This window comes from Sphingomonas sp. LH128 (assembly GCF_000293195.2).
GTDB lineage: Bacteria > Pseudomonadota > Alphaproteobacteria > Sphingomonadales > Sphingomonadaceae > Novosphingobium > Novosphingobium resinovorum_A.
Genome location: NZ_ALVC01000141.1, coordinates 1 through 25,258, shown reverse-complemented (window position 1 = coordinate 25,258; position 25,258 = coordinate 1). Strand labels below are relative to the sequence as shown.

23 protein-coding genes are annotated in these 25,258 nt (G+C 64.9%); 15 read left to right on the top strand and 8 right to left on the bottom strand.

Features of this window, described 5'->3' with window-relative positions; translation table 11 throughout:
* Window positions 1–303: 303 nt before the first annotated feature.
* The 4 genes from LH128_RS12445 to argH form a co-directional block, all read right to left on the bottom strand.
* Window positions 304–1,080, bottom strand: a complete 777-nt coding sequence (locus LH128_RS12445) for a precorrin-2 dehydrogenase/sirohydrochlorin ferrochelatase family protein (protein ID WP_008829990.1) — start codon at window positions 1,078–1,080, stop codon at window positions 304–306.
* Window positions 1,081–1,198: 118 nt separating this feature from the next.
* Entirely contained in the window at window positions 1,199–2,458 is a 1,260-nt protein-coding gene (lysA, locus tag LH128_RS12440) for a diaminopimelate decarboxylase (protein ID WP_008829989.1), read from the bottom strand.
* A 10-nt stretch (window positions 2,459–2,468) separates the two neighbouring features.
* Window positions 2,469–2,753 (bottom strand): hypothetical protein, encoded by a 285-nt coding sequence (locus LH128_RS12435; protein WP_008829988.1) that lies wholly within the window; start codon window positions 2,751–2,753, stop codon window positions 2,469–2,471.
* A 7-nt stretch (window positions 2,754–2,760) separates the two neighbouring features.
* Window positions 2,761–4,134 (bottom strand): argininosuccinate lyase, encoded by a 1,374-nt coding sequence (argH, locus tag LH128_RS12430; protein ID WP_037519227.1) that lies wholly within the window; start codon window positions 4,132–4,134, stop codon window positions 2,761–2,763.
* Window positions 4,135–4,153: 19 nt separating this feature from the next.
* Here argH and LH128_RS12425 point away from each other — a divergent pair, with 19 nt between their 5' ends.
* Window positions 4,154–4,756 (top strand): TlpA family protein disulfide reductase, encoded by a 603-nt coding sequence (locus LH128_RS12425; protein ID WP_036529461.1) that lies wholly within the window; start codon window positions 4,154–4,156, stop codon window positions 4,754–4,756.
* A 550-nt stretch (window positions 4,757–5,306) separates the two neighbouring features.
* Here LH128_RS12425 and LH128_RS12420 read toward each other — a convergent pair.
* Window positions 5,307–5,903 (bottom strand): TetR/AcrR family transcriptional regulator, encoded by a 597-nt coding sequence (locus LH128_RS12420; RefSeq protein ID WP_037519226.1) that lies wholly within the window; start codon window positions 5,901–5,903, stop codon window positions 5,307–5,309.
* 101 nt (window positions 5,904–6,004) lie between these two features.
* Between LH128_RS12420 and LH128_RS12415 the strand changes: the two genes are divergently transcribed.
* The 11 genes from LH128_RS12415 (at window position 6,005) to LH128_RS12365 (ending at window position 19,063) form a co-directional block, all read left to right on the top strand.
* On the top strand, window positions 6,005–6,859 hold the full coding sequence (locus LH128_RS12415) for a siderophore-interacting protein (protein ID WP_202950106.1): 855 nt from the start codon (window positions 6,005–6,007) through the stop codon (window positions 6,857–6,859).
* 78 nt (window positions 6,860–6,937) lie between these two features.
* Window positions 6,938–7,435 carry an RNA polymerase sigma factor gene (locus tag LH128_RS12410; RefSeq protein ID WP_083910198.1) on the top strand — a complete coding sequence of 166 codons (498 nt, stop codon included), beginning with the start codon at window positions 6,938–6,940 and terminating at the stop codon, window positions 7,433–7,435.
* Between the two features lie 57 nt (window positions 7,436–7,492).
* A complete protein-coding gene (locus LH128_RS12405; protein ID WP_008829982.1) occupies window positions 7,493–8,497 on the top strand; it encodes a FecR family protein in 1,005 nt (334 codons plus the stop codon).
* 143 nt (window positions 8,498–8,640) lie between these two features.
* Window positions 8,641–11,061 carry a TonB-dependent receptor gene (locus LH128_RS12400; protein WP_008829981.1) on the top strand — a complete coding sequence of 807 codons (2,421 nt, stop codon included), beginning with the start codon at window positions 8,641–8,643 and terminating at the stop codon, window positions 11,059–11,061.
* Between the two features lie 311 nt (window positions 11,062–11,372).
* On the top strand, window positions 11,373–12,923 hold the full coding sequence (locus LH128_RS12395) for an ABC transporter ATP-binding protein (RefSeq protein WP_202950105.1): 1,551 nt from the start codon (window positions 11,373–11,375) through the stop codon (window positions 12,921–12,923).
* Window positions 12,917–14,674: an ABC transporter ATP-binding protein gene (locus LH128_RS12390; RefSeq protein ID WP_008829979.1), complete on the top strand. Its 1,758-nt coding sequence runs from the start codon at window positions 12,917–12,919 to the stop codon at window positions 14,672–14,674. The genes LH128_RS12395 and LH128_RS12390 overlap by 7 nt, the downstream gene beginning before the upstream one ends.
* Window positions 14,655–15,596, top strand: coding sequence for an ABC transporter permease (locus tag LH128_RS12385; RefSeq protein WP_008829978.1), 942 nt, complete (start codon window positions 14,655–14,657; stop codon window positions 15,594–15,596). The genes LH128_RS12390 and LH128_RS12385 overlap by 20 nt, the downstream gene beginning before the upstream one ends.
* The gene (locus tag LH128_RS12380; RefSeq protein WP_037519234.1) at window positions 15,593–16,543 is read left to right on the top strand and encodes an iron chelate uptake ABC transporter family permease subunit; all 951 of its coding nucleotides are present in this window, start codon (window positions 15,593–15,595) and stop codon (window positions 16,541–16,543) included. The genes LH128_RS12385 and LH128_RS12380 overlap by 4 nt, the downstream gene beginning before the upstream one ends.
* Window positions 16,540–17,316, top strand: coding sequence for an iron ABC transporter ATP-binding protein (locus tag LH128_RS12375; protein ID WP_008829976.1), 777 nt, complete (start codon window positions 16,540–16,542; stop codon window positions 17,314–17,316). The genes LH128_RS12380 and LH128_RS12375 overlap by 4 nt, the downstream gene beginning before the upstream one ends.
* Window positions 17,313–18,281 carry a siderophore ABC transporter substrate-binding protein gene (locus LH128_RS12370; RefSeq protein WP_008829975.1) on the top strand — a complete coding sequence of 323 codons (969 nt, stop codon included), beginning with the start codon at window positions 17,313–17,315 and terminating at the stop codon, window positions 18,279–18,281. The genes LH128_RS12375 and LH128_RS12370 overlap by 4 nt, the downstream gene beginning before the upstream one ends.
* A complete protein-coding gene (locus LH128_RS12365; protein WP_008829974.1) occupies window positions 18,278–19,063 on the top strand; it encodes a TonB family protein in 786 nt (261 codons plus the stop codon). The genes LH128_RS12370 and LH128_RS12365 overlap by 4 nt, the downstream gene beginning before the upstream one ends.
* A gap of 323 nt (window positions 19,064–19,386) precedes the next feature.
* Here the strand turns inward: LH128_RS12365 and LH128_RS12360 are convergent, their stop codons facing one another.
* Genes LH128_RS12360 through LH128_RS12350 form a run of 3 tightly spaced genes read right to left on the bottom strand, consistent with a single transcriptional unit; the run spans window position 19,387 to window position 22,508 of the window.
* Entirely contained in the window at window positions 19,387–20,427 is a 1,041-nt protein-coding gene (locus LH128_RS12360) for an endonuclease/exonuclease/phosphatase family protein (RefSeq protein ID WP_037519223.1), read from the bottom strand.
* Between the two features lie 33 nt (window positions 20,428–20,460).
* Complete coding sequence (locus tag LH128_RS12355; protein WP_008829972.1) at window positions 20,461–21,843, bottom strand: sensor histidine kinase; 1,383 nt, start codon at window positions 21,841–21,843, stop codon at window positions 20,461–20,463.
* Window positions 21,840–22,508, bottom strand: a complete 669-nt coding sequence (locus LH128_RS12350; protein WP_008829971.1) for a response regulator transcription factor — start codon at window positions 22,506–22,508, stop codon at window positions 21,840–21,842. The genes LH128_RS12355 and LH128_RS12350 overlap by 4 nt, the downstream gene beginning before the upstream one ends.
* A gap of 329 nt (window positions 22,509–22,837) precedes the next feature.
* Here LH128_RS12350 and LH128_RS12345 point away from each other — a divergent pair, with 329 nt between their 5' ends.
* The 3 genes from LH128_RS12345 to LH128_RS12335 form a co-directional block, all read left to right on the top strand.
* Window positions 22,838–23,509, top strand: a complete 672-nt coding sequence (locus tag LH128_RS12345; RefSeq protein ID WP_202950104.1) for a nucleoside triphosphate hydrolase — start codon at window positions 22,838–22,840, stop codon at window positions 23,507–23,509.
* Window positions 23,506–24,219, top strand: a complete 714-nt coding sequence (locus LH128_RS12340; protein WP_008829969.1) for a nucleoside triphosphate hydrolase — start codon at window positions 23,506–23,508, stop codon at window positions 24,217–24,219. Before LH128_RS12345 ends, LH128_RS12340 begins: the two co-directional genes overlap by 4 nt.
* A gap of 19 nt (window positions 24,220–24,238) precedes the next feature.
* A partial coding sequence (locus LH128_RS12335; RefSeq protein WP_008829968.1) for a lipopolysaccharide biosynthesis protein occupies window positions 24,239–25,258 on the top strand: 1,020 nt, incomplete at its 3' end.

The window sequence follows — 25,258 nt, the reverse complement described above, 5'->3', positions numbered from 1 at the left end:
GCGGTGTAACCTTGTGCGGCCGTGGAGGTTCGGGCGGGACGTGGGAGTAATCTATCGGAGCGGGCGGTCTGTAGGAAAGCGGGCGAGCCGTAAGCGCCCCGTTGCACATCTTGTGTATCCTCCCTGTTGCGAAGCAATGGGGAGGGGGACCGCTCGCGTAGCGAGTGGTGGAGGGGGAGGAACCCCTCCGTCAGCCCTGCGGGCTGCCACCTCCCCATCGCTGCGCGACAGGGAGGAGATATGGCAGTTCCCCACCCAAGCCGGACCTTCCGCTCCGCCTGACCCTGCCGAAACCCCGCCACCTCAACCCAGCGTCAGCACCACCGTCAGTCCCGCACGCGGCGTGGCTTCGTGCAGCACATGCCGCTGTGCGTCAGCGCGAGCGCGGTCGAGGATGGCCGGCGCCACGCGCGGATCGTGGATGACGACATCGGCAGCGCCCAGCAGGCGGGCCTGGCGCAGCGTCAGGTCGTCGGGATCATCGCTGCCAAGGGTGATTTCCACAAGCTCGCCCTCATCGGCGATGGCGTCCTGCAACCAGCCGTCGACCCGCTCAGCGCTGCTCGCGACAAGCGGATCGAGCATTCCGCCCGCCGTCAGCGCCGCATCGAGTGCACGGCGGCGGTCGCCTGCTTCGGGGAAGCGTTCGCGTAAGCGGCCACGCGCGGCCTGCAAGGCGCTCGCCAGCACCCCCAGCGATTGCGGCAGCAGCGCTTCCAGCCGCAGCCGCAGCTGCTTGGCAAGACCCGCCGAAGCGCCTCCGGTCCCCACCGCGATCAGCACCGGCGAACGGTCGAGGATCGAAGGCACCGTGAAATCGCACAAGGCCGGACGGTCGGTGGCGTTCACCAGCATTCCCGCGCGGCGAGCCGCCGCAACGTCCGCCTCGGCCTGCGCCTCCTCCTCGCGGACGACGAAAGCCAACCTTGCGCCGGCCGCCGCGCCTTCGGAAATGTCGGTGTGGACCACGCCCCCCGCGCGCTCGACCAGCCGACGCTTGGCTGTGGCCGCCTCCCCCTGCCCCAGCACGACGACCGGGCGCCCGGCAATGCGGTGAAAAAGGGGAAGCGCTTCGATCATGCTGTCAGGCGTAGCCCGCCCACCCCGCTGCGACTAGGCGATAAATCGCCAAGTCTCGCTCCCCCCCCTTCGACAAGCTCAGGATGAGCGGGAGGGGTTGGGGGTGGGCCTTTGTCCTTCAGTCCAGCCAGACCGGAACCTGCTCGGCGGCGAGGATCGTGGCAGGTTCGATGCGGTTGGCGACGAGCGCCCACTTGTCGCCGTCGACCATCACCTCGGGCACCAGCGCGCGGCTGTTGTAGGTGTTCGCCATCGTCGCGCCATAGGCACCGGCAGTGCGGAACACGCCGAGGTCGCCCGCCTTCACCACGTCGATTTCGCGCGCCATGGCGAACGTGTCGGAGCTTTCGCAGATGGGGCCGACGATGTTCGCGGTCATCGTCTCGCCCGAGGGGTGCACGGCCGCGAAGTCGTGCCAGGCATCGTACATCGCCGGGCGGGCGAGGTCGTTCATCGCCGCATCGACGACGATCCACGGATTCGTCGTGCCCTGCTTGACGCGCACCACTTCGGTCACGAGCACGCCCGAGTTGCCGGTGATGACGCGGCCCGGCTCGAACATCAGGGTGACGCCCCAGTCGCCGGCGACCTCGGCCACCATGCGGCCATAGTCTGCGGGCGTCGGCAGGTCGTCGGTCGCCTTGTAAGGCACGCCGAGACCGCCGCCGAGATCCATGTGGGTGACGGTCAGGCCCTGCGAACGCAGCGTCTCCATCAGCGCACCCATCTTGATGAACGCCTGACGCGAGGGTTCGAGGTCGCTGATCTGGCTGCCGATGTGGACGGCAAGGCCGCGCATCTCCAGCCCCGGCAGCGCCGAGAGACGTTCGTAGATCCCTGCCGCGCGGTCGTAAGCGACGCCGAACTTGTTCTCGGCCTTGCCGGTCGAGATCTTGGCGTGCGTGCGTGCGTCAACGTCCGGATTGACGCGCAGGGTGCAGGTGGCCCTGGCGCCCAGTTCCGCAGCGATCTCGGAAAGTTCGACGCCCTCTTCCTCGCTCTCGAGATTGAACTGGCCGATCCCGGCGCGCACGGCGGCGGTCAGTTCGGTGCGCGTCTTGCCGACACCGGAGAAGACCACGTCCCCGGCCTTCATGCCCGCCGCCAGCGCGCGGTTCATCTCGCCTTCGGAGACGACGTCCGCGCCGTAGCCTTCCTTGGCCAGCAGGCGCAGGACGGCGAGGTTCGGGTTGGACTTCACCGCGAAGGCGATGTGGATGCTGGGCAGCGCGGAGAGCGCTTCGCGGAAAACCCTGGCGTGCCGCGAGAGCGTGGCGCGCGAATAGACGTAGACCGGGGTGCCGACTTCGCGGGCGATTTCGGCCAGCGGCACCTGTTCGGCGTTCATCGCGCCGTCTGTGATTGCAAAATGATCCATGGAAGATTTCTTACTCGGGCTGGCCGGATGCGGCTGTAGTCGGGTCGGGCTGCGGCGCCTCGGGCGGCGGCAGGTCGAAGGGATCGTCCTGCCGCTGCTCGGAACGGGTGCGCAGTTCGACGCTGCGCTCGGGAATGGCGATGGTCGGCAGCGTGAGCAGCTCCGCCGCCGACGGTTTGTCCGCCCGGCCATAAGGCGCAGGCGGCATCGTCTGCCCCGGTTTCAGGCCGAGTGCCGACTGCTGCCCGCACGCGGCGAGGCTGAGGAGCATCAGGACGGGAACGGCCTTCTTCATCGACGTATCACTCCAAACCCAGGGCGTCGCGGGCATCCGCCACGCGCAGGCGCACCTGCTCGGGCGCGGTGCCGCCGTGCGAACTGCGCGCGGCGACCGAGGCCTCGACCGAGAGCGCGTTGAATACGCGCTCGTCGATGCGGCTGTCGATGGCCTTGAGGTCCTCCAGCGGCAATTGATCGAGCGGCACGCCGCGCTGCTCGGCCAGCTTGACCGCGGCGCCGGTGATGTGGTGCGCCTCGCGGAAGGGAATGTCGGCCTGGCGCACCAGCCAGTCGGCCAGATCGGTGGCGGTGGCGAAGCCGAGTTCGGCGGCGGCGCGCATGCGGTCGGTCTTGAAGCGGGTGTCGGCGACCATGCCGGTCATCGCCGCGATCGACAGCGCCAGCAGGCCCGCCGCCTCGAACACCGGCGGCTTGTCGTCCTGCATGTCCTTCGAATAGGCGAGCGGCAGGCCCTTCATCGTCATCATCAGCGACATCAGGCAGCCGGAGATCCGGCCCGAGTGGCCGCGCACCAGTTCGGCCGCGTCCGGGTTCTTTTTCTGCGGCATGATCGAGCTGCCGGTGGATAGCGCATCGGGCAGCGCCACGAAGCCGAAGGGCTGGCTGGCCCAGATGATGAACTCCTCGGCCAGACGCGAGAGGTGCAGGCTGCACTGGCTGGCGGCCATCAGGTAATCGAGCGCGAAGTCGCGGTCGGACACGGAATCGAGGCTGTTGTCGGTCGGCGCGTCGAAGCCCAGCGCCTGCGCGGTCATCGTGCGGTCGATCGGGAAGCCGGTTCCGGCCAGCGCGGCGGCGCCCAGCGGGCTGCGGTTCATGCGCTTTCTGGCGTCGGCGAAGCGCGAACGATCACGGCCGATCATCTCGTAATAGGCCATCAGGTGGTGGCCCAGCGTCACCGGCTGCGCGGTCTGCAGGTGGGTGAAGCCGGGCATGATGCTGTCGGCATGTTCACCGGCACGGGTCACCAGCGCGACCTGCAGCGCCTGCAGCCCCGCATCGGCCTGGTCCATCGCATCGCGCACCCAGAGGCGGAAGTCGGTGGCGACCTGGTCGTTGCGCGAGCGCGCGGTGTGGAGGCGCCCGGCCGCCGGACCGATGAGCTGCGCGAGGCGCGACTCGGTGGTCATGTGGATGTCCTCGAGGTCCCAGTCCTCGGGCACGCCATGGGCTTCGTACTCGGCGGCGACGGCGTCGAGGCCGTCGCGGATGGTCACCGCGTCGGCGTCCGAAACGATGCCGCAGGCGCCCAGCATCGCGACGTGGGCCTTGCTGGCGGCGATGTCCTGACGCCACAATGCCTTGTCGAAGGGAATCGAGGCGTTTATCTCGCGCATGATTGCCGACGGTCCTTGTGCGAACCGTCCGCCCCACATTGCATTGGAGCCTGTCGCCTTGCTGTCTTCCCGTTCGCTCAAGTCGCTCGTCCTGTGTTCGCTGGCCGGGGCCTCGGCCCTCGTGATTGCGGGCTGCGATAGTAAAGGGAACAAGGACGCGCAACCGGCGCCTTCCGAAGAAGCATCGCAAGCCGGCGCGGCAAAGCCCGCCGAGGCCGGCGGCAAGGTCGATCGCTCGCACAAGGGCGAGCCGATGCCGACCGTCAGCCTGGTCGACAATACTGGCGAAAGCCTCGACCTCTCCTCGTTCAAGGGCAAGCCGCTGCTGGTCAACCTGTGGGCCACGTGGTGCGCACCGTGCATCGCGGAAATGCCCACGCTCAACAAGCTGATCGACCGCGAGGGCGAACTGGGCGTGACGATCCTGCCGATCTCGCAGGACATGGGCCAGACCGACAAGGTCGTCGAAATCCTGCGTCGCCGCGAACTGGAGCAGATCCAGCCCTGGGTGGACGAGCAGGGCGACCTCGGCTTCCAGTACGGGGGCAACCTGCCGGTCACCATCATGTTCGACAGGCAAGGCAAGGAAGTGTGGCGCTATACCGGCGGCAACGACTGGACCTCGCCCGAGGCGCTCAAGCTGATCGCCGAGGCCAAGTAAGCCGGCGCCTTCTCAAGCTGACGGTTTACGCAGGTGACCCGGTCCAGAGGGAAAAGGCGTCACCTTGCTGGGTCCGGGTTCGATGGGCTAAGCATCGCCGCCATGTACCGGACGGGATGGTGTGTAGGAAAGCGGACCTTCGGCAAGCGCCCCAAAGCTGACGTAGCGCTTTGCCCACCCCTGCCCCCTCCCGCAAGCGGGAGGGCCGGGAGGCTTGAGAGCGAAGCGAACTAGCCGGACGGGGTGGGCCAGCGCAACGTCCGCTCCCCACTCGTCCAAGCCATTTGGCGACGGCAAGCCGCTGCTCGGAAGCAGAATGACCGCCTTACAAAGATTTAACTCGGAAAGCGGTCCAGCGGCAGACGCCCCTTCCCGATCGTTCAGCAGCCAATTTTACGCTCCCAAGTGCAGACCGGCAGGTTTCCCGTTCTAAATGCCCTAGACTGGCCGATTCCGAAATGACGGCTTCGTGGTAAGCGATTCGGGCAAGTTGCCAAAGCTCCGGGCGCGAGGATATCCGGAGGTCAGTGTAAGTGCAGTGCCTGAAACGCTAACTGCGCCCTTCCAGCATCACCATGACCCCGATGATAAGGGCGCGCATCCCCAGTTCGAAGTCGATTTCCAGCGCGCTGGGTTCACTTTGATCCGGCACACCGCCTTCCTCTCGCAAAATGGCAAAAACGGTATCTGCAAGCGCGATACAATGCAGCGCGATCGTAGATAGCAGCCAACGGGCATTATCGAGAGAAATCTCGTATTTCGAGGAAACTGCTTCGTGGTGAGCGTATATTTTCGCCATCATCGCAGGGGTAGTTGCCTTTTGCCGGACCAGAAACCAGGCAAGACCGGGATGCGACCTCACCAGATCCCGCAGCGACTGGCTGAATCGCAGCAGATATGCCTCAAGCGTTTCCTCGTCGGCCGGAGGCAGTGACCAGCTCCCGAACATCTCCTCGGCCACCAGCACCCTGAGCGCCTCGATGCTGGGGACATGCTTGTATAGGGCCTTGTGGCTTACCCCCAGCCGCGACGCGACGCCGACGAATGTCAGGTCAGACAGTCCCATCTCGATCCCGATGGCCGCGATACGCTCGCGCGTGATGCTCGGCGGGCGTCCGCGCCGTGGACGCAAGGGTTCAGGCGTCATTGCGGACATATTGCGACCGACTCGCAAAAGATTGCTGGACTATCTGGCGCATTTAATTAGGTAATACCCATGGTACTAATTATTCGGATACCGGAGTTTGCATGATGCGCCCAGGAGTTCAAGCTGGAGCAGAGACGGAGAATGCCGACCGTAAACTGCGGGAAGCAGAGCATGATCGCGGCTTGCAACAGGTGTCGGCAACCGTGGTGTCGGCGGTTCGGCCGAGCCTAAGCCTGTTGCGGATCAAAGCCCGGTTGGAAACTGATGAACTGGCGGCGGAATGGTCCCTGCCTAATGTCGCGTTTCGCATCCTGCTCGGTTCTGATCAGGCATCGCGCATATATACCGTCCGCCGATACGATCCCGAGACTGCTCTGTTCGATTTCGATATCGTTCAGCATCCGCATGACAGCCCCATGATGGAATGGGGAGCGAGCCTGAAAATCGGCGACAGTTTTACGATCGTCGGTCCGCGCCAGCATCTGATTATTCCTCAGGCGAATGGGCGACGCGTGGCGCTGTTTTTGGATGCTTCGGGAATACCGGCATTGTTTGCGCTGATGCAACAATGGCCGGAAGGTCTGGCGGGCGAAGGATGGATTTTGACCGACGATGCAGCGGCTTTCGCCGAACTGCCGGCCATTCCCGGCCTGGTTCTGCACAGGATTGGCGACCGCGCCGGACGCTCTGGCTCAGCCTTGCTTGAGAGGGCCGAAGCGCTTCACGACCCCGCTGCGCACATTCTATGGGGCGCCGGCGAGCGCAGTGAGATGCGGGCCATCCGGCAGTATTTCCTGTCCGCCGGGTTGGAAAAGCGGGATGTCGCCGTCTCTGGCTATTGGAAGCGCGGAGTCAGCAACAGCGAAATCGATCTGCGGCGACGCGAAAGCTATGAAAGACTGATCGCGCAAGGCGGTACACTGGCCGATTTCGATGATCTCGCCGTCGAGATCTGAGCCCCGGCCGCGATCAGAATTTACGCCCTCCAATCATGGCGCGCCCTCGCCAACAAGGCGTGACCCGAGCTTCCGGCCTTGAAACCAACCCACTCTCCCTTTGCCTTGTATGAAGAGCATCTCGGCAAGCTGGTCTTGTACGCCCGGCAGGTGTCGGGCGAAGCTCGAGGCGCGGAGGATATCGTTCACGATGCCTGGCTGCTGATGGAGCGCAAGGCCGAGAACGCCATTATTCATGAACCTGTGGGATATGTCAGGCGCGTCATCCGCAACCTGATTTTCGAACGGAACCGGCGTCGCCGCGAAACATCGTTAGCTCCTGAAGATATGCCCGATATCGTCGACGAGCGCCCCTCCGTCGAAGCCCAGATCATGGGCCGAGAAGCAATGCAGCTTGTGCTCGATGCGATCGAGGCCATGCCGGATCGCCAGAAGATAGCGATCCGCCTCTATCATTTTGAAGGCCTCAGGCTCAAGGATGTCGCGGCACAGCTTGGCCTCTCTCTCTCCTATACCCAAAATCTGATCGCGCAGGGCATGGAAATCTGCGACCGGCAAAGGCGTTTAGGGCTTTAACATCGAGCGCGTTCAATAAAGTTCAGGAAAAATCGTGCTCACAATCATCTATTCATCATGGACACCGCTTCAGGGCCATCATCGGCCGGCCAGCACCTGATGGAGAGCGACAAGACGCCTGAGCGACAGGCGGCAGACTGGTTCATCGCGCTGCGTGAAGAACCTGATGACGTGTCGTTGGCCAGGCGTTTCGAGCATTGGCTTATGGCCAGTTCGGCACATGCTGCTGCGTGGAAGGAAATGGGCGAAACAGCCCGACTGCTTGGCGCGGTGTCGCAGCATGCAGCCACCCTGCCCCTTCCTACGCTCAAAGGCGGCAGACGGCGGGCGGCGGCACACTTCGTTGGCAGGCATTACGGGAAGGCTGCCATGGCCATGGCAGCCTCTGTTGCCGGCCTTATCCTTGCCGGCCCCGCCATGGTCACCCGGATGGAAGCCGATCATGTCACCGGTTCGGGTGAGGTGAAATCCGTGCAACTGTCTGACGGCTCTAACATTGAACTGGGGCCTGATAGCGCGGTTGCCATCGATTATCGTGCGGGCCAGCGCACTGTCAGGCTGCTGGCCGGACGAGCGATGTTTGAGGTTCGTCACGATCCACACAGAGTGTTTCGCGTGGCAGCGGGAGACGTATCAACCCGCGTCCTCGGCACAGGATTTGAAGTGCGCAAAATTAAGCGTGGGGCAACGGTGGCCGTGCTGCATGGCCGCGTGGCCGTAGATAGCCAGACCGGCAATGCCTTATTGCAGGCAGGTGATTGGGTCAGTGTCGATGGCACGGAGGGCATCACCCATGGGCATCAGATACCCCAGTTGACGGGTTCCTGGAGCCGACGATCCATCATTCTTCAGAATCGTACGATTGAAGACGCCATTGATGAACTGCGTCCCTGGTTCAACGGACGGATCATTTTAGCGGATCGCGATCTGCGTCAGCGAACTGTAACTGGCGTCTACGATGCCCGTCGCCCCGCTCGCAGCCTCAGCCTCATGGTTTCCCCTTATGGCGGGGCGGTGCAGCAAATTACGCCCTGGCTGCTCATCGTGACCAGACAATGGTGAAAATAAATCATTATTTGTCAATACAATAAGGAATTTTCTGAATTATTTTGTTTGGCACACAGGAAAATCGCCTTCCTGAGTCATCCTCCTTCTGAACACGCAATTGCGTCGCAATTGCATATCAACTCAGGTGGAGATTTCATATGATCGGCGGAAATTGGACCGGGCAACGCCCGGCGTTTTTCAGCGCGTTGCTCTTGAGCACCTCGGCGATTGCCGGAATGGTGATGTCGGCCCCGGCAATGGCACAATCCAGTGCGCAGCGAGCATTCGATGTTCCGTCAATGCCTCTGGGCGAGGCGCTGGCGATCTTCAGTCAGCAATCCGGGCTTCAGGTAACCGGACAGGGGCCGTTGATCGAAGGTCGAAACAGTTCTGCACTGTCCGGCTCCTACAGTCCGGCAGAAGCGCTCAGCCGCCTGCTCACCGGATCTGGCTTGACCTTCCGCTTCGAAGGCAGCGACGCAGTCCGCCTGGAAGGGGCACCCGTTGCAGCGGACGGAGCGGTCCAGCTCGGCCCGGTCAGGGTCGAGGGTAATGGTGCAGGCGGAGCGGTGACCCCAGGCAGCACTTCCGAGCCCTATGCGGGCGGGCAGGTAGCGACCGGTGGGCGTGCAGGGTTTCTGGGCAACCGGGATTTCATGGAAACACCGTTCAGCGTCGCGGCTTATACCGAGAAATATATCAGCGACCGGCAAGCGCAGGATATCACCGCAGTCATTGCCGCGACTGATCCAGCCGTGTTCAGCAACGGCATCACGGGAACCTATAGCGAAAACTATTCAATTCGCGGTTTCAGCACCAGCAGCGGCGACATGACTTTTGGCGGTCTGTTCGGAATGGCGCCCTATTACCGTACCACGCCGGAAATGTTCGAGCGGATCGAGGTGCTGAAGGGGCCGTCGGCGCTGTTGAACGGTATGCCGCCGGGCGGCTCCGTCGGCGGAACGGTGAATCTGGTGCCCAAACGCGCGACTGATGACCCGCTGAACCGGCTGACCACCACCTACATGTCGGATTCTCAGTTCGGCGGGCATGTCGATTTTGGGCGCCGCTTTGGCAAGGACAAGCAATTCGGAATTCGCTTCAACGGCGTGTACCGGAATGGCAACGGTGCCGTAAGAAATCAGGACAAGAGAAGCGAGCTGGCCTCGCTGGCGCTGGACTATCGCGGCGATCGCGTCCGTCTTTCGGCAGACCTTTACATCAGTGACGACCGGGTGGATGGCGTGACGCGAGGCATCGGCCTTGCGACCGGCGTGGCAGTACCAGCGCCGCCCAGTCCCAAGACGCTGCTGAACCCCGACTGGTCTTTTGTCCACAACAAGGACAAGGGCGCGGTCGTCCGCGGCGAAGTTGACGTCACCGATCGGGTCACGGCGTATGCGGCATTCGGCAAGAGCGAAACCGACTACATGTATAGCGGCGCCATGAGTGCACAGGTGCTGAACGCGGCAGGCGACTTCGAGACGATCATGGGCCAGCTGCGGTTCAACATCAAGAAAACATCCGGTGAGGCGGGCGTAAAGGGCGACTTCAGAACCGGCGGCATCGGCCACAAGCTAGTGGTAAATGCTACGCTTTATTCGGATGAAGAGCTGGATCATGGCCGGAGGTCGGTGCCCGGTGGAAACTGGACAACCAATATCTACAACCCCGCCTGGGGATCGGCCGTTCCACTGGTTTGGCCTGCGACCCTTCATACAGAGACGCGGCTGTTGACCTTTGGTGTTGCCGACACGCTGAGCATGATCGATGATAGGGTCCAGCTGACGCTGGGCCTGCGCCGTCAGGAAGTGCGCACCGATAATTTCAGCCTCACCACTGGCCTGCCGACCCGCTATGATGCAGGCGCAACGTCGCCCGCCGTAGCGCTGCTGGTCAGGGCCACCGGTAACCTGTCCTTTTACGGCAACTACATTCAGGGCCTGAGCAAAGGACAGACCGCGCCGACAACAGCCGCGAATGCCGGCGAACTGTTCCCGCCCTACAAGACGAAACAGAAGGAGATCGGCGCGAAGCTCGACCTTGGCGGCTTTGCCAATACGCTCAGCCTGTATGAGATCGAGCGGCCGAACAGCTATACTGATCTCGTCACCAACATGTTCTCCTTTGGCGGCGAACAGCGCAACCGCGGCGTGGAATGGAGCTTCTTTGGCGCGCCCATGCGGAGCCTTCGCCTGATGGGCGGCGTCACCTATGTCGAGGCGAAGGTGACAAAGGCCACGACCAACCAGGGCAAACAGCCGACAGGTGTACCGGCGTGGCGCGGCAAGATCGGCGTGGAATGGGACCTGCCCGCACTGGAGGCGTTGACACTGACCGCCAATGCCAATTCCGTATCAAAGCAATATATCAACGCGGCCAACAGCCTGAAAATCGACGGCTATACGATATTCGACCTCGGTGCCCGTTTTGCGACGAAGGTTGCAAGCCAGCCGGTAACCGTTCGCGGCACCGTCACCAATGTCACGAACAAGGCCTATTGGGGCATGCCGCTTCTCTCGACCTTGGGGCTGGGTGCCCCGCGCACCTTCCTGCTCTCCATCTCGACCGACTTCTGACGCGACGGTGAAGGCGGGCTGCGACATCTGCCTGCCTGCGCCCGCCTCACGAAACCTACATGAGCACCATCGACATGACAGATGCGCCCGGCTCGACAAGAGCCGTCGCCAGAATACTGCGCCCGATCCGCTGGCGCCTCCTGTTCGCCGCCATATTGGCCGCTGCCGGGGGCGCACTCGTCCTGGTGCCATTAGCGGGTATCGCCGAGATCGGCAGGCTGGTGCTGGGGGAGCAAGGCCCCGCAGCGGCGGCTCAGACTCGTCTGTGGCACATCGTCGCCGTCAGCCTGGCATCGCCGTTCATGGGGCTGATGCTGGTGCTGGCGGCGGAATTCGCCGCGCATCTGGCGGACAACCGTCTGACACACGGGCTGCGAATGGCGGCGGCGCAACGTCTGTCGCAGGTTCCGCTCGGTTGGTTCACCGCGCGGGCATCGGGCGATGTGAAGCAGGCGATGCAGGACGATATCGGCACGCTGCATGAACTGACCGCGCATTTCTTTACCACGGCGGGTCGGACCATAGGAGCGATGATCGCGGCGGCGGCATACCTGTTCGCGACTGACTGGCGCATGGCGATCATCGCCCTGCTGCCGTTTCCCGCCTTTCATATGGTCTTCGGTGCGGCCAAGAAGGCGATCGGAACTGAAAATATGAACCGCTTCGTCGCTGGACAGGCGCGGATCGAAAATGCCGTGGTGGAATTCGTCAACGGCATTCCGGTGATCAAGGCCTTTGGCACGACCGGCAAGGCCCATCAGGGCTATCGTTCGGCGGTCGACGCCTTTCTGTCAGTCTTTTTCGACTTCACCCGCCCATTGGTGGCGCCGCTGGCCAACGCCAATGCGCTTATCGCGCCGGTCGCGGTGCTGGGGGTGATCCTGTGCTTTGGCACGGCGTTCACCGCGCTGGGTTGGATCAGCCCGATCGACATACTGCCCTTTGCCCTGGTCGCGCCGGGCATCTCCGCGCCGATGATGCTGCTGGGCTTCATCATGCACGCCGTCGCCAATGCCACCGGCGCGGCGCAGCGCGTGCAGGCGCTGCTCGACACGCCCGTCCTGCCGCAACCAGTGGGTGAAAGTGCGTGCCCCGATGGGATTGAAATCCGGCTGCATGATGTCAGCTACAGTTATGACGGCGTGACACCGGTCCTGTCCGGCATCGACCTGACGCTGCGCCCCGGCACGGTGACCGCCATCGTTGGCGCTTCGGGGTCGGGCAAATCGACGCTGGCGCGCCTGCTGCTGCGCTTCTTCGATCCGACACAGGGCCATATCACGCTGGGCGGCGTCGATCTTCGCGCCGTGCAGAGCCAGACGCTTTACCGGCATGTCGGCTTCGTCCTCCAGGACGTTCGGCTGATCCATGCCAGCATCACGGCCAATATCGCGCTTGGCCGCCCGTCAGCCACCGCCGAAGAGGTGGCAGCAGCCGCCCGCATCGCCAATATTCACGATCGCATAATGGCGTTGCCCCGTGGCTACCAATCCGTTGTCGGAGAGGATGCGCGCCTGTCGGGCGGAGAGCAGCAGCGCATCAGCATTGCCCGGGCCATGCTGATCGATCCACCAGTGCTGGTCCTCGACGAAGCCACGGCCGCCGCCGACGCCCGCAACGAAGCGGACATTCAGGAGGCGCTGGCCCGCGCCGCCGAGGGGCGGACCCTGCTTGTGATCGCGCACAGGCTCGACACGATCCGGGAGGCCGATGCCATCGTCGTGCTGGACCGTGGGCGCATTGCCGAACGGGGAACCCATGCCGCGCTCCTGCGGCAAGACGGCCTCTATGCTCGGCTATGGGCGATGGCAGGCAGCGATGGCGCCAGAGGCGCTACCGATCTGGACACCAAAACATGCTGAAACCCTTTCTCCACCTGATCGGCCCGGACCGGACAGCCTTCTGGCGATACGCGGCAATGGCCGCGGGATATGGCTTGCTCAGCGGCGTCGTCATCGTCGCGCAGGTGCCGATCTTCATCTGGCTGTTCCTGGGCGACATGCAGCGCGCTGCGCTATGGCTGCTCGCGATGATCGCGGGATGCATCGCCTGCTGGGCCTGTCGGCGCGCGGTGGACAAGGCGGGCGTCGGCGTGGGCCTTGCTGTGCTGGGCGAGGCGCGGCAACGGATCGGCGACCATGTCGCCCGCCTGCCGATCGGCTGGTTCATGCCCGAGAACACCGCACGGCTGTCCCATGTCATCACCCATGGCATGACGGAGGTGGCGCAGCTTCCCGCTCACGTCTTCACCCCCGTGCTCAGCGGAGCGGTAACGCCGGTCGTGGTCGTCGGGGCGCTCACCGCGCTCGACTGGCGGATGGGACTGATCGCATTGGTCGCGCTCCCTTTGGCGGCCGTCATGTTTCTGCTTGCCGGGTGCCTTGGGCGCGATGCCGATCGGGCGTTCCACGCGCGGGCGTCCGAGACCGGACAACGCGCCGTCGAGTTCGCGCAGGCGCAGTCGGTTCTGCGCGCCTTCAACGGCAACGGCGATGCCACCCGCTTTCTGGAACAGGCGATCGACCGGCAGGCACGGAGCGCCTACCGGCTCATCCTGCGCTCCGTCGCGTCGGTCGTGCTGAACAGCTGGATGGTGCAGGCGGTCTTCGCTGCCTTGCTCGTCGCGGCGGCGTTCTGGCTGCATGACGACCTGATGGCCGGGGTTGATGCCCGATCGACCGTAGCGGTGATCCTGTCACTGCTGATGGCGGCACGCTTCATCGAGCCGCTGCTGGACGTCGCCGGTTATGGCGAGGCGCTGCGTGCCGCGCGCGGCCATCTCGAAGCGGTCGAGGCAATCCTTGCGGTCACGCCATTGCCGGAACCTGTCAGCCCTGAACTGCCTGGCGATGCCTCGGTCGAGTTGTGCGACGTGGCCTTCCGCTACGCACCGGACCAGCCGGCCGTGATCGACGGTGTCAGCCTGCGGATCGAGCCTGGGCAGATGGTGGCGCTGGTCGGTGCATCCGGTTCGGGCAAGACCACGATCATGAAGCTGGTATCCCGCTTCTTCGATGTCGAGCACGGTTCCGTGCGGATCGGCGGTGTCGATGTCCGAAACATGAGCAGCGAGGCGCTGGCGGAGCAGATCAGCCAGATCTTCCAGGACAGCTACCTGTTTCGCGGCAGCATCGCGGACAATATCCGCATCGGCTGCCCGAAGGCACAGGACGATGCCGTGCGGGATTTCGCCGGCAAGGCGGGCATAGCCGAGATGATCGCCCGTCTTCCCGACGGGCTCGATACGCCGGTGGGCGAAGGCGGGGTACGCCTGTCCGGCGGGGAGCGTCAGCGCATTGCCATCGCCCGCGCCCTTATCAAGGACGCACCGATCCTGTTGATCGACGAGGCGACCGCCGCGCTGGATGCGGAGAATCAGGCCGCCATCGCGTCCACGCTCACTCGGCTGCGCGGACGGCGAACGCTGATCGTGATTGCGCACCAACTCTCCACCATCGCGCAGGCCGATCGCATCGTCGTGCTCGACGAGGGCCGGATCGCACAGCACGGGACACATGCCGAACTGGTGAACGAGCCCGGCCTCTATGCCGATTTCCTCGCCCGGCGAAAAGCCGCAAAGGGGTGGACATTCCATGCCCGGCACAGTGGCTGATCGCCTGCTCCTTACACGCGGCAGCGCCATGGCCCTGTTCGTCGGGCTGTGCTGCGCGTCGATTCTGACCGGGACGACATCGCCCGACTGGCTGACATTCACCGCCAGCCGTTTGCCCCGCCTGATCTCGGTGGTGCTGACCGGCATCGGCCTGTCGGTATGCGGGGTGATCCTGCAACAGATCGTGCGTAACCGCTTCGTTGAACCGGCTACCTCCGGCGGAATGGATGCCGCAAAGCTGGGGCTGCTGATCGCGCTGACCATGGCGCCGGCGGCACCCCCGCTGGGCCGGATGGGCTTTGCCTTCGCCTTTAGCCTTGTCGCCAATCTGGGCTTCGTCGCGATTGTGCGACGCATGCCCCGCCACGGCGCCGTGCTGGTGCCGGTCATCGGCCTGATCTATGGCGCGGTACTAAGCGCGGCGGCCGAATTCTACGCCTATCGGCACAATATGCTGCAAAGCATGGCGGGATGGCTGCTGGGAGATTTCTCCCGCATCGTGCAGGGCCGGTACGAGATCGTCTATCTGATCCTGCCGATCGTCGCGCTCGCCTATTTCTATGCGCACCGTTTCACGATGCTGGGCCTGGGCGAGCACATGGCGACCAGCCTTGGCCTCAACCATCGCGCCACGGCGGCGATTGGCCTGCTGCTGGTGGCGGTGACGATCTCCGCGACGATCGTTACCGTGGGCGCCATTCCTTTTGTCGGGCTGGTCGTGCCCAATCTGGTGGCGTTGCGCCATGGCGAAAATCTGGCGCGCACGCTTCCCATCGTAGCCCTTTCAGGCGCGTCGATGCTGCTGGCATGCGACATTGTCGGGCGGCTGATCCTGTTTCCGTATGAAGTGCCGATTGGCCTGACGGCCGGGGCCGTGGGCGGCGTGCTGTTCCTGCTGCTGATCTTGCGGTGGCGGCGATGAACCGCCTTTTGCGCTATCATCTGGCATGGATCGCCCTGGCCGGGCTGGCGGGGTTCTTCCTGTTGTTCCGGTCCGGCCTCGACCTCGACTATATCATTCCGGGCCGCCTGACCCGGCTTGCCGCCATCGCGATCGGGGGTAGCGCGATCGCCTGTTCCGCGATCCTGTTCCAGACCATCGTCGGCAACCGTATCCTGACGCCCGCCGTCATGGGCTATGAGGCGGTGTACCTGCTGTTCCAGTCTTTGCTGGTGCTGGTCGCTGGCACGCAGGGCTTGGCCGTGCTGGGCGCGACCGGCAATTTCATCCTCTCCATACTGCTGATGCTCGCCTATTCCTGGATGCTGCATCGCCGCCTGCTGGGCGCGATGCGCGGGGATGTGCATTTGCTTCTGCTTCTGGGGCTGGTGCTGGGCATCGTCATCGGCACGTTCACCCAGTTCCTGCAATATGCCGCCAGCCCCGGCGAGTTCTCCATGCTTCAGGGGCTTAGCTACACCAGCTTCAACCGCGCAAGGCCTGACCGGATCGCGCTGGCCGCCATGGCCGTAGTCCCGGCCGGCCTGTTGCTGCTGAAACTATCGCCCGTTCTCGATGTCATCGCGTTGGGGCGCGATCAGGCCATCGCGCTCGGCGTGGACTATCGCCGCCATCTGCGGCTGCACCTGGGACTGGTGGCACTGCTGGTCGCCGTCTCCACCAGCCTGATCGGACCATCGGCCTTCACGGGAATCTTCATCGCCAACATGAGCTACACGATCGCCCGAAGCGCGCGGCATCGCGTCACCCTGCCGCTGGGCTGCGCCATCGCCATCAGCCTGTTCCTGATGGCCCAGATGGCGGTCGAACATCTGTTCAACTACCGCACCACGGTCGGCATTCTCGTCAACCTCCTGTGCGGTGGCTGTTTTCTGGCCCTGGTCGCGCACCGCCGGAGGCTCGCATGATCCGGGTCGAGAATGTCCGCAAGGACTATGGCGACAAGCCAGTGCTGCGCGACATAGACATTGCGATCCCCACCGGAAAACTGACGGCGCTGATCGGGCCTAATGGCGCGGGCAAGACCAGCCTGCTGATGCTGATCGCACGCCTGCTGGACCCAACGCAGGGACGCATCCTGATCGACGGCCGGCCGATCGCAGGCATTCCCGTGCGCGACTATGCCCGGCGCGTTGCTACACTACGCCAGTCGCCAGATTTCAATCTGCGCCTGACGGTCGAGGAACTGGTCGGTTTTGGACGTTTCCCCCACAGCCGGGGCGCCATGACGGCGACCGACCAAGCGGCGGTAAGCGACGCCCTGGCTTTCCTTTCGATTGAGCACCTCCGTGCGTCCCATGTTGACGAACTGAGCGGCGGCCAGCGCCAGATGGCCTTTCTGGCGATGACGATCGCGCAGCAGACCGAATGCCTGCTGCTCGACGAACCTCTCAACAATCTCGACATGAAACATAGCGTAGCGATCATGCGCGCCCTGCGTCGGCTCTGCGACGAACAGGGCCGCACCATCGTGCTGGTGATTCACGACATCAACTTCGCCGCCGCCCATGCCGATCACATGATCGCGATCAGGAACGGACACCTGCATTCCTCCGGCGCCGTCGCGGACATGGTGACGCCTGCCAATCTGCGCAGCCTCTACGACTTGGATTTCGAGGTCGTGCACACACTTCGCGGTATTTTCTGCAACTATTTCAACCCCTCGGGAGACACGGCATGATCCGCATTCACCGCCACGCCATGATCGCGGCCATGGCGCTGCTTATCCAGTCCTGCAACGGTACGGCAGCCAGCAAAGGACAGGCCGCAGCGGCGACCGACGCCGGTCCGATTTCCGTAAAGCACGGCCTTGGAACAACCATTATCCCGCATCGTCCGACTCGGGTCGCCGCGCTGGACATGAACGAGATCGACATGCTCGACCAGTTGGGCATCCCGGTAAGCGGCATGCCCAAGGATTTCGTGCCGCCCTTTCTGGCCGGTCATGCCGATGATGCAAAGGTCGAAGATCTCGGCAGCATCGTGCAGCCCAATCTGGAACGGGTCCATGCCATGCGCCCCGACCTGATCCTCATCACCCCGCTGCAAGCCAACCATTATCCGGAGCTTTCCCAGATCGCGCCGACTGTGCAGTTCGATGTAGATTTCAAGCATAGCGGGGCCGACCATATTCGTGTCGTGCAGGATCATCTCGCCACGCTGGGCCGCATCTTCGGCAAGGAGGATCTCGCCCGGCAGAAGTCCGCCGAACTTGGTGCAGCCGCCGCGAAACTAAGCGCGATCACGGAAAAGCGTCCGGAGCGTGCCCTGATCCTGATGCATAATCAGGGCGCCTTCGCATCCCTGGGCGTCAATTCCCGCTATGGTTTCATATTCCAGGCGCTGGGCGTGAAATCCGCGAGCCCGGCGGTCGAGGCGGGACTGCACGGTCAGCCGGTTTCGAGCGAGTTCATCCGCGCCGCCGACCCTGATATTCTTTATATCATCGACAGGACGGCGGTGATGGAACATCGCTCCGCAATCAATGCCGACAGTGTCGACAATCCCTTGCTGCGGCAGACAAAGGCCTGGAAAAATGGTCATGTCGTCTTCGTCGATCCGCAGGCTTGGTATGTCATGGCGGCCAGCCCGACTTCGCTCAAAACGATGATGGCGGATGTCCTGCGCGGCTACGGCAAGCCATGAGCAGGACCGCCGGCGTCGTCTGGATGGCACGCGAACGCCCCATGGAAGGCGGGATGCCGGTAGGGAGTGAGGCTCCGATCACGGTGCCCTCCAGTTCGCGCTATTCCGATCAGCCAATGTCGCTAGGCACTAGGCTTTTCGGCGTGGGCGGGGTGGCTCTGGTCGCTATGGCAATCGCAGGTGGCGCGCTATTCACATGGACGGTGTTCCATGTGTCGAAAGAGCCGACCCATCTTACCGTGTTCGACGTGGCAGCGCCCGCAACACCGCCCGAACCTGTGAACGAGAAGTCGCCCGAACCGGAAAAAGTACAAAAGGATCGAGCCGAGCCGGTCCCCGACCGGCCCATCATCCCGCCGCCGCAAATCCAGATTCCCAATTCCAGCCCGCTGCCGGTTCTGCTCATGAAGCCTGTCATTGATCCTGCCCCACCCGTGAAAGAGACGAGCGCACCGGAAACCAAGCCTGAACCGCCTGCTTCACAACCCAGCAGTACCAAACCCACCTGGGAAGGGCTGGTCCTCGGCGCGCTCAACAAGGCAAAGCGTTACCCGCGCGAAGCTTCGCTGCGGCGGCAGCAGGGTGTACCCTATATCCGCTTCGTCATGGACCGTGAGGGCAAGGTGCTGTCCTCCCGGATAGAGCGCTCGTCGGGCTTCCGTCCGCTTGATGACGAGGCCGTCTCGCTGCCCGGGCGGGCACAGCCACTGCCCAAGCCGCCTGCGGAGGTGAAAGGCGAAAGCATCGAACTGGTCGTCCCTGTCGAGTTCTTCATCAAGTGACGGGAGCCAGGCCATGATTGTTTCGTCCCTGCCCGTCCGGCGCAGAACCCGAGCCGAACGTACTGTGCTCACCTATCTGCGCGGCCATGCTCACACGCGTCTGACCCGAGACCTTGGCATACACTTCCGTCGACTTCGTCAGATCGCGGCACGTGCCGGCTTCGACATCATGCCGGCTGGCAGTTCCTATGTCACTCAGAGTGAACTGACGCTACTATGCTGGATAGCAGCCGCTACTGCCCGAACCGATCCATGACGGCATGATCGCGGGGCTCCCCGTAGTTACAGCGTGACGCTGCGTCCCGACGCGGCTGCGCAGATCCTCACGAAGGATCGCGCCAACTCAGGCGATAGGTCACCAGAAAACCGTCGTGGTCCGACAACACCGGGCCGTTGGGGCCGCCGTCGAACAGGGCCTCGACCCGGATCGGGGTGATGCCCACGCCCTGCCCGCTCTCGAAGAACTGCAGGTCCTGCGTGTCCACCCACGGCTCGTCACCGTCCCACGACATGCGCACGTCGCAGCCCGAGTTCGGCTCCATGCAGGCCCGGTGCACCAGCTCCATCGGCTGGTAGCGGGTGAAGTTCTCCCACCGCCCCTGCGAATGGCGCATGTTGAAATCGCCGCCGAAGACGATCGGGAAGCGATCGTCGTGGTTCTGCTCGATGAAGTGCGACGCCTCGTTCGCCTGCCGGGCGTGCGCCTCCAGATTGCGGAACAGCGGCGCGCGCGAGGCTCCGCGCGAATTCATGTGGGTATCGAACAGGTCCACCGGCACCGGCACACCGGGCACCGCGATGCGCGCCTGCATCACGCCCTTGTTGGCAAGACAGTCGATCCCTGCGCAGGACCGCCGCCCATAGGCCTGGTGCCGCGTGAGCAGCACCGGATAGGACGATGCCACCACCAGTCCGCTCCCCGTCATCCGCATGCCGATCTCCCCGCGCCGCCAGTCCGCGCGGCCCGGCAGCTTGTCGCGGAACATCGTGGCATGCGGGGCGAGGCGCGTGGGTCCGTGGACGATGGCGGGATAGCCGGTCGCGAGGATCGCCTTCTTGGCGGCGCCGCTGAACACCTCCTGGAACATCACCACGTCCGGCGCCTTCCCCGCCGCGCGCAAGGCGGCAAGGTGCTCGCCAATGCGCCGCAGGTCGCCCCCACGCCCCGAACGCGCGGGCCAGCCCAGCCCCTCGACATTGTAGGTCAGGACCGAGAGCGTGGTGGTACGGGTCACCCCGTCGGGCGCCAGCTCCACGCGCGGGGCGGGGGCCTGCGCGGCTGTCATGTGGCGCAGCGGCGGCGCCGTGCCGCAACCGCTGAAGAGAATGAGGCAGAGCGCCGCCAGCACATGCCTTGTGGTCATCGTCAATGAGGCTCCGGTGAGCGTGAGGAAAAGTCAGCCTTGGGTGGATGGCAGGGTCAGCACCACCAGCAGGCCCGGCCCGTCCGGGCGGTCCTCCAGCCGGATCGTGCCGCCGAGCAGCGTCATCGCCTTGCTCGCGATCGAAAGGCCGAGGCCGCTGCCCGAACTTGCCGAACCGCCGTGCTCGAAACGCAGCAACAGCCGCTCACGCTCGGCGGCGGGCACGCCCGGACCGCGATCCCCAATGGTGACGATGAGCCGGTCTCCGCCGCGCACGATGGCGATGTCGAGATGGCCCCCGCCGCGCGCGTGCCGCAGCGCATTGCCGATCACCGCCGACAACGCGATCTGCAGCAGCGAAGCATCGCAGCGCCAGCGCACGATATGGTCGGGGATCACGCTCGCCTCGATCGCGTCGGCAGGCAGTTCGATCAGCGCATCGGCGACGACTTCGGCCACCAGCGCATGAACGTCCACCGATCGCGCCGCCACCGAGGTGGCATTGAGCCGCGCCAGCGTCAGCATCCCGTCGACCAGGTGATTGGTGCGATCGACCATCGCCAGCAGGCGCACCACGTCCTCGCCCAGCGCGGCGGGCGCAAGGCGGCGCAGGACTTGCGCTTGTGCACGGATCGCGGCCAGCGGCGTGCGCAGTTCGTGCGCCACGTCGTCGGTGAAGGCCTGCTCCAGTTCATAGGCGTTCTCCAGCCGGGCGAACAGCTTGTTGAGCGCCTCGATCAGCGGCTCCACATCGCGCGGCCATTCCTCGGGCTCCAGCGGCTGCAGGTCCGACAGCGAGCGTGCGCCCAGCGTCGAGGCCAGCCGCTCGACCTGCGACAGACTCTTGCGCAGCGTCCACCACAGCACCAGCATCGCCGCCAGCAGCAGCCCCAGCATCGGCAGCGCCAGTTCGCCGCTCAGCCGCGCGATCGAGAATTCGCGCATCGCCCCGCGCCCGGCCACGACGATCAGCAGGCGCGGATCGCGGCCGCGCATGCCGTAGCTGCGCCAGGCACCGCCCAGCGCCTGGAAATCGTGCAGGCCGGGCCGACGCGGCACCGCCGAGACCGGCGCTCCCCACCCCGACTGCGCGACCGGCCGGCCTTCCCAGAAGACGGTGAACATGCACGAATCGTAGGATGCCTGGAACGCCTGCGTCTCCTGCATGGAGAGCAGCGGATCGCCGTCGACGCCGACCAGCCGGTCGTGCCGGACTAGCACGCCCGCCGCCAGATCGTCCTGCATCATCATGTAGAGCAGGCGCGAGGCGTTCACCAGCTGGGCGTCCGAAGCCCGCTCCACTTCGCGCAGGGCGACCGAGTAGAGCACCCCGCCGATCGCCAGCCCGGTCAGCGCCAGCAGCAGCAGCACCCGCCGGTACAGCTTCATCGAGAGCGAGGAGCGCCGCCTCTTCATGCGTCCTGCCCGCCCACCATGTAGCCGAGGCCGCGCGCGGTGCGGATGAAGTCCTTCCCGAACTTGCGGCGCAGGGCGGAAACCGCGACTTCGACGGTGTTCGATTCGGCCCAGTTGTCCTGATCGTACAACTCGGCCTCGAGATCGGCCTTCGACACGAAGCGGCGGCTGCGGCGCATCAGCAGCGCGAGCACGCGGAACTCCTTGGCGGTCAGCGGCACGTCCTGTCCGTCCAGCGCGGCGACATGGCCAGTGAAGTCCAGCGTGACACGGCCGACCTCGATGCTGTCGTTCTGCCGCCCGTCGCGGCGGCGCAGCTGCGAGCGGATCCGCGCGGCCAGTTCCTCAAGGTCCACCGGCTTGACCACGTAGTCATCCGCGCCCGCGTCCAGCCCGGCGACGCGCTGCTGGGTGCGGTCGAACGCGGTGACGATGATCACCGGCGTCGCGTCGTGCGCGTCGCGCAGATCGCGCAGCACCTCCAGCCCCGAGCCGTGCGGCAGGCCGATGTCGAGCAGGATCACGTCGTAATCGTTGCTGCGCGCGGCAGCGAACACATCATCCCCGCGCGTGAAGAGATCGACCACGTAGCCTTCCAGCTCCAGCGCCCGCCGGATTGCCGGGCCAAGGTCGGCATCATCTTCCGCAAGCAGCAGGCGGGGCAACGCGAAAGCTCCGGCAGGGAGGAGGGAAAGGCGTAGAAACCGCCCGAATTCGGTTCCGGACTACGCCGGGAATCGGGGCTCGTCAAATCGCACGCAAGCCGAATTACAACGCGTCGCGCGCATCAGCTTCGCATCAGGTTGGGAGACTAGAGGCCCGATCCCGGGCCGCGTTGCAGGCACCGGACCACGAGGGTGCCCCAGACTTAGCGCAACATGGCTACAGAACTATGACGATCCATACCTCACCTGACCGAATTACCATTTTCTCTCCTTTCGATGCGACGCTCGGGCGGGGCGCGGCGCAGCGACGGGGCGCGCTGGCGCCGTGCGTGGCGCTGATCGGATGCGACGGGTCGGGCAAGTCCACCCTCGCCCGCGACCTGACCGCGCTGCTCGGCCGCGAAGGGCCGACGCGCTCGATGTACCTCGGGCTCGGCACCGGCGACCTCGGCCGCCGGATCGGGCGCATCCCGCTCGTCGGCGCACTGGCCGAGAAGTTCCTGACCGGCAAGGCCGACAAGGCCCACGCCGCGCCGGACAAGCGCCTGCCGGGACTGGCGACGGCGCTGGCGATGTTCGGTTTCTCGCTGGCGCGCAGGCGGCGGTTCGAAAGAGTGCTCGCCTTCCGGCGGCGCGGCATCCGGGTGGTGACCGACCGCTATCCGCAGGCCGAACTGGCGGGCGGGTTCGACGGTCCGGGCCTGGCGTGGACGCGCCGGGGATCGGCTTTGGTCGAGCGCCTCGCCGCGCGCGAACGGCAGCTCTACGAGGAAATGGCGGCCTATCGCCCGACGCTGGTGATCCGCCTCAACATCGATGTCGAGACGGCGCTGGGCCGCAAGTCGGACCACACCCGCGCGCCGCTAGAACGAAAACTGGCGGTGATGCCGACGCTCAAGTTCGGCGGCGCGCATATCGTCGACGTGGACGCGACGCGGCCTTATCCCGAAGTGCTCGCCACCGTGCTCGCGCTGATCCAGGTCGAGGCACCGGCGGCATGACCCGGGTTCCTCCGCTGATCGCCGTGATCGGCTGCGACGGCTCGGGCAAGTCCACGCTGACGCAGGAACTGCAGGCATGGCTGGGGCAGCGACAACCCACCGTGACTTGCCACCTCGGCAAGCAGTCCGGCAACATCGGCCGCGTGATCGCGCGGCTACCGCTGCTGGGCGGACGGCTCGACAAGTCGATCCACGCGAAGGCGCGCAAGGCGCAGGGCGAGAAAGGCCCGGGCCTTGGCGCGGCGCTGGTGATCTACGCCTTCTCGCTGCGCCGCCTGCTCCGCTTCCACCGGATGATGCGGCTGCGCGGCGAAGGCCGCACGATCATCGCCGACCGCTTTCCGCAGCTGGAGATCCCCGGCCCAATGGACGGCCCCGGCCTTGCCGCAGCGCGCCCCGGCGGCCTCGTCGGCATGCTGGCGGCATCGGAGCGGCGCATGTTCGAGACGATGACGCAGCAGTCGCCCGACCTCGTGCTGCGGCTCAACGTCTCGCTCGACGTCGCCGCCGCGCGCAAGCCGGACCACCGCTTCACCTCGCTGGCGCGCAAGATCGCCGACGTGCCGCGCCTGCGCTTCGGCACCGCGCCGGTCGTCGAACTGGACGCCGAAGCGCCGCTGGAACAGGTGATCTCCCGCGCCAAGGTGGCGGTGAACGCGCTGCTGATCGCACACGAAGGCGGCCTCCCTTTCGCCGGAGCCGCAGCATAGAACAATGGCAAGCCTACCCATGAAACGCTGGTTCTCGGATGGGGTGTTCCGCACCATCGTCCGCAATGCATCCTACCTCGCTTCGGGCAAGATCGGCGGCGCGCTGCTCGGCCTGATCGCGCTCGCCTGCGCAGGGCGCGGCATGACGCCCGCGCTGTTCGGAACGCTCGTGCTCATCCACTCCTACGCCAATGGCGTAGGCGCCGTGGTCAAGTTCCAGACGTGGCAGTTCATCGTGCGCTATGGTGCGCCCGCGCTCGAGCGCGGCGATACCGCAACCTTGCGCGACGTCACCGGATTTGCGGTCGGCCTCGATCTCGCCAGCGGGCTGATCGGCCTTGCGGGGGGCCTGTTGCTGCTGCCCCATGCCGCCGGATGGTTCGGCATCGGCGCCGAGAACCTGAACATGGCGATGCTCTACTGCACGCTGATCCCGACGATGACGGCGGCGACCCCCACCGGCATCCTCAGGGTGTTCGACAGGTTCGACCAGATCGCGCTGCAACAGCTGGTGACCCCGCTTGTGCGCGCGTTCGGTGCCGCTTTGTCCTACCTGTGCGGCTTCGGCTTCACCGGTTTCGTGCTGACCTGGTACATCGCCGACTTGTCCGGCGACTTGTGCCTGTGGGCGCTTTCCATCCGCGAACTGCGCCGTCGCCGGATGACCGACGCACTGCGGCCCGGCCTGTTCGGCCCGGCACGGCGCCTGTCCGGCGCCTGGGGCTTCGTGTGGACCACCAATGTCGCGCACTCGATCTGGGCGGCATGGGGGCCGGTCAGCAATCTCGTCGTCGGCGCCCTGCTCACCCCCGCCGCCGCAGGCCTGTTCAAGATCGCCGCGACGTTCTTCGATTCCGCCAGCAAGCCCGCCGAACTCCTCTCGCGCAGCTTCTATCCCGAGATCATGCGGCTTGACCCCAGTAGCCGCCACCCGTGGCAGCTGGCCGTGCGCAGCGCGCTGATTTCCGGCGCGATCGCCGTGGTGGTCCTGCTGATCGTGTCGATCGGCGGCGAACCGGTGATCGACCTCGTGTTCGGC

Coding starts and splice junctions, on each gene's coding strand:
- LH128_RS12445 (WP_008829990.1), bottom strand. CDS start 1,080: ATGATCGAAGCGCTTCCCCTTTTTCACCGCATTGCCGGGCGCCCGGTC.
- lysA (WP_008829989.1), bottom strand. CDS start 2,458: ATGGATCATTTTGCAATCACAGACGGCGCGATGAACGCCGAACAGGTG.
- LH128_RS12435 (WP_008829988.1), bottom strand. CDS start 2,753: ATGAAGAAGGCCGTTCCCGTCCTGATGCTCCTCAGCCTCGCCGCGTGC.
- argH (WP_037519227.1), bottom strand. CDS start 4,134: ATGTGGGGCGGACGGTTCGCACAAGGACCGTCGGCAATCATGCGCGAG.
- LH128_RS12420 (WP_037519226.1), bottom strand. CDS start 5,903: ATGACGCCTGAACCCTTGCGTCCACGGCGCGGACGCCCGCCGAGCATC.
- LH128_RS12415 (WP_202950106.1), top strand. CDS start 6,005: ATGATGCGCCCAGGAGTTCAAGCTGGAGCAGAGACGGAGAATGCCGAC.
- LH128_RS12405 (WP_008829982.1), top strand. CDS start 7,493: ATGGACACCGCTTCAGGGCCATCATCGGCCGGCCAGCACCTGATGGAG.
- LH128_RS12400 (WP_008829981.1), top strand. CDS start 8,641: ATGATCGGCGGAAATTGGACCGGGCAACGCCCGGCGTTTTTCAGCGCG.
- LH128_RS12395 (WP_202950105.1), top strand. CDS start 11,373: ATGCTGGTGCTGGCGGCGGAATTCGCCGCGCATCTGGCGGACAACCGT.
- LH128_RS12390 (WP_008829979.1), top strand. CDS start 12,917: ATGCTGAAACCCTTTCTCCACCTGATCGGCCCGGACCGGACAGCCTTC.
- LH128_RS12385 (WP_008829978.1), top strand. CDS start 14,655: ATGCCCGGCACAGTGGCTGATCGCCTGCTCCTTACACGCGGCAGCGCC.
- LH128_RS12380 (WP_037519234.1), top strand. CDS start 15,593: ATGAACCGCCTTTTGCGCTATCATCTGGCATGGATCGCCCTGGCCGGG.
- LH128_RS12375 (WP_008829976.1), top strand. CDS start 16,540: ATGATCCGGGTCGAGAATGTCCGCAAGGACTATGGCGACAAGCCAGTG.
- LH128_RS12370 (WP_008829975.1), top strand. CDS start 17,313: ATGATCCGCATTCACCGCCACGCCATGATCGCGGCCATGGCGCTGCTT.
- LH128_RS12365 (WP_008829974.1), top strand. CDS start 18,278: ATGAGCAGGACCGCCGGCGTCGTCTGGATGGCACGCGAACGCCCCATG.
- LH128_RS12360 (WP_037519223.1), bottom strand. CDS start 20,427: ATGACCACAAGGCATGTGCTGGCGGCGCTCTGCCTCATTCTCTTCAGC.
- LH128_RS12355 (WP_008829972.1), bottom strand. CDS start 21,843: ATGAAGAGGCGGCGCTCCTCGCTCTCGATGAAGCTGTACCGGCGGGTG.
- LH128_RS12340 (WP_008829969.1), top strand. CDS start 23,506: ATGACCCGGGTTCCTCCGCTGATCGCCGTGATCGGCTGCGACGGCTCG.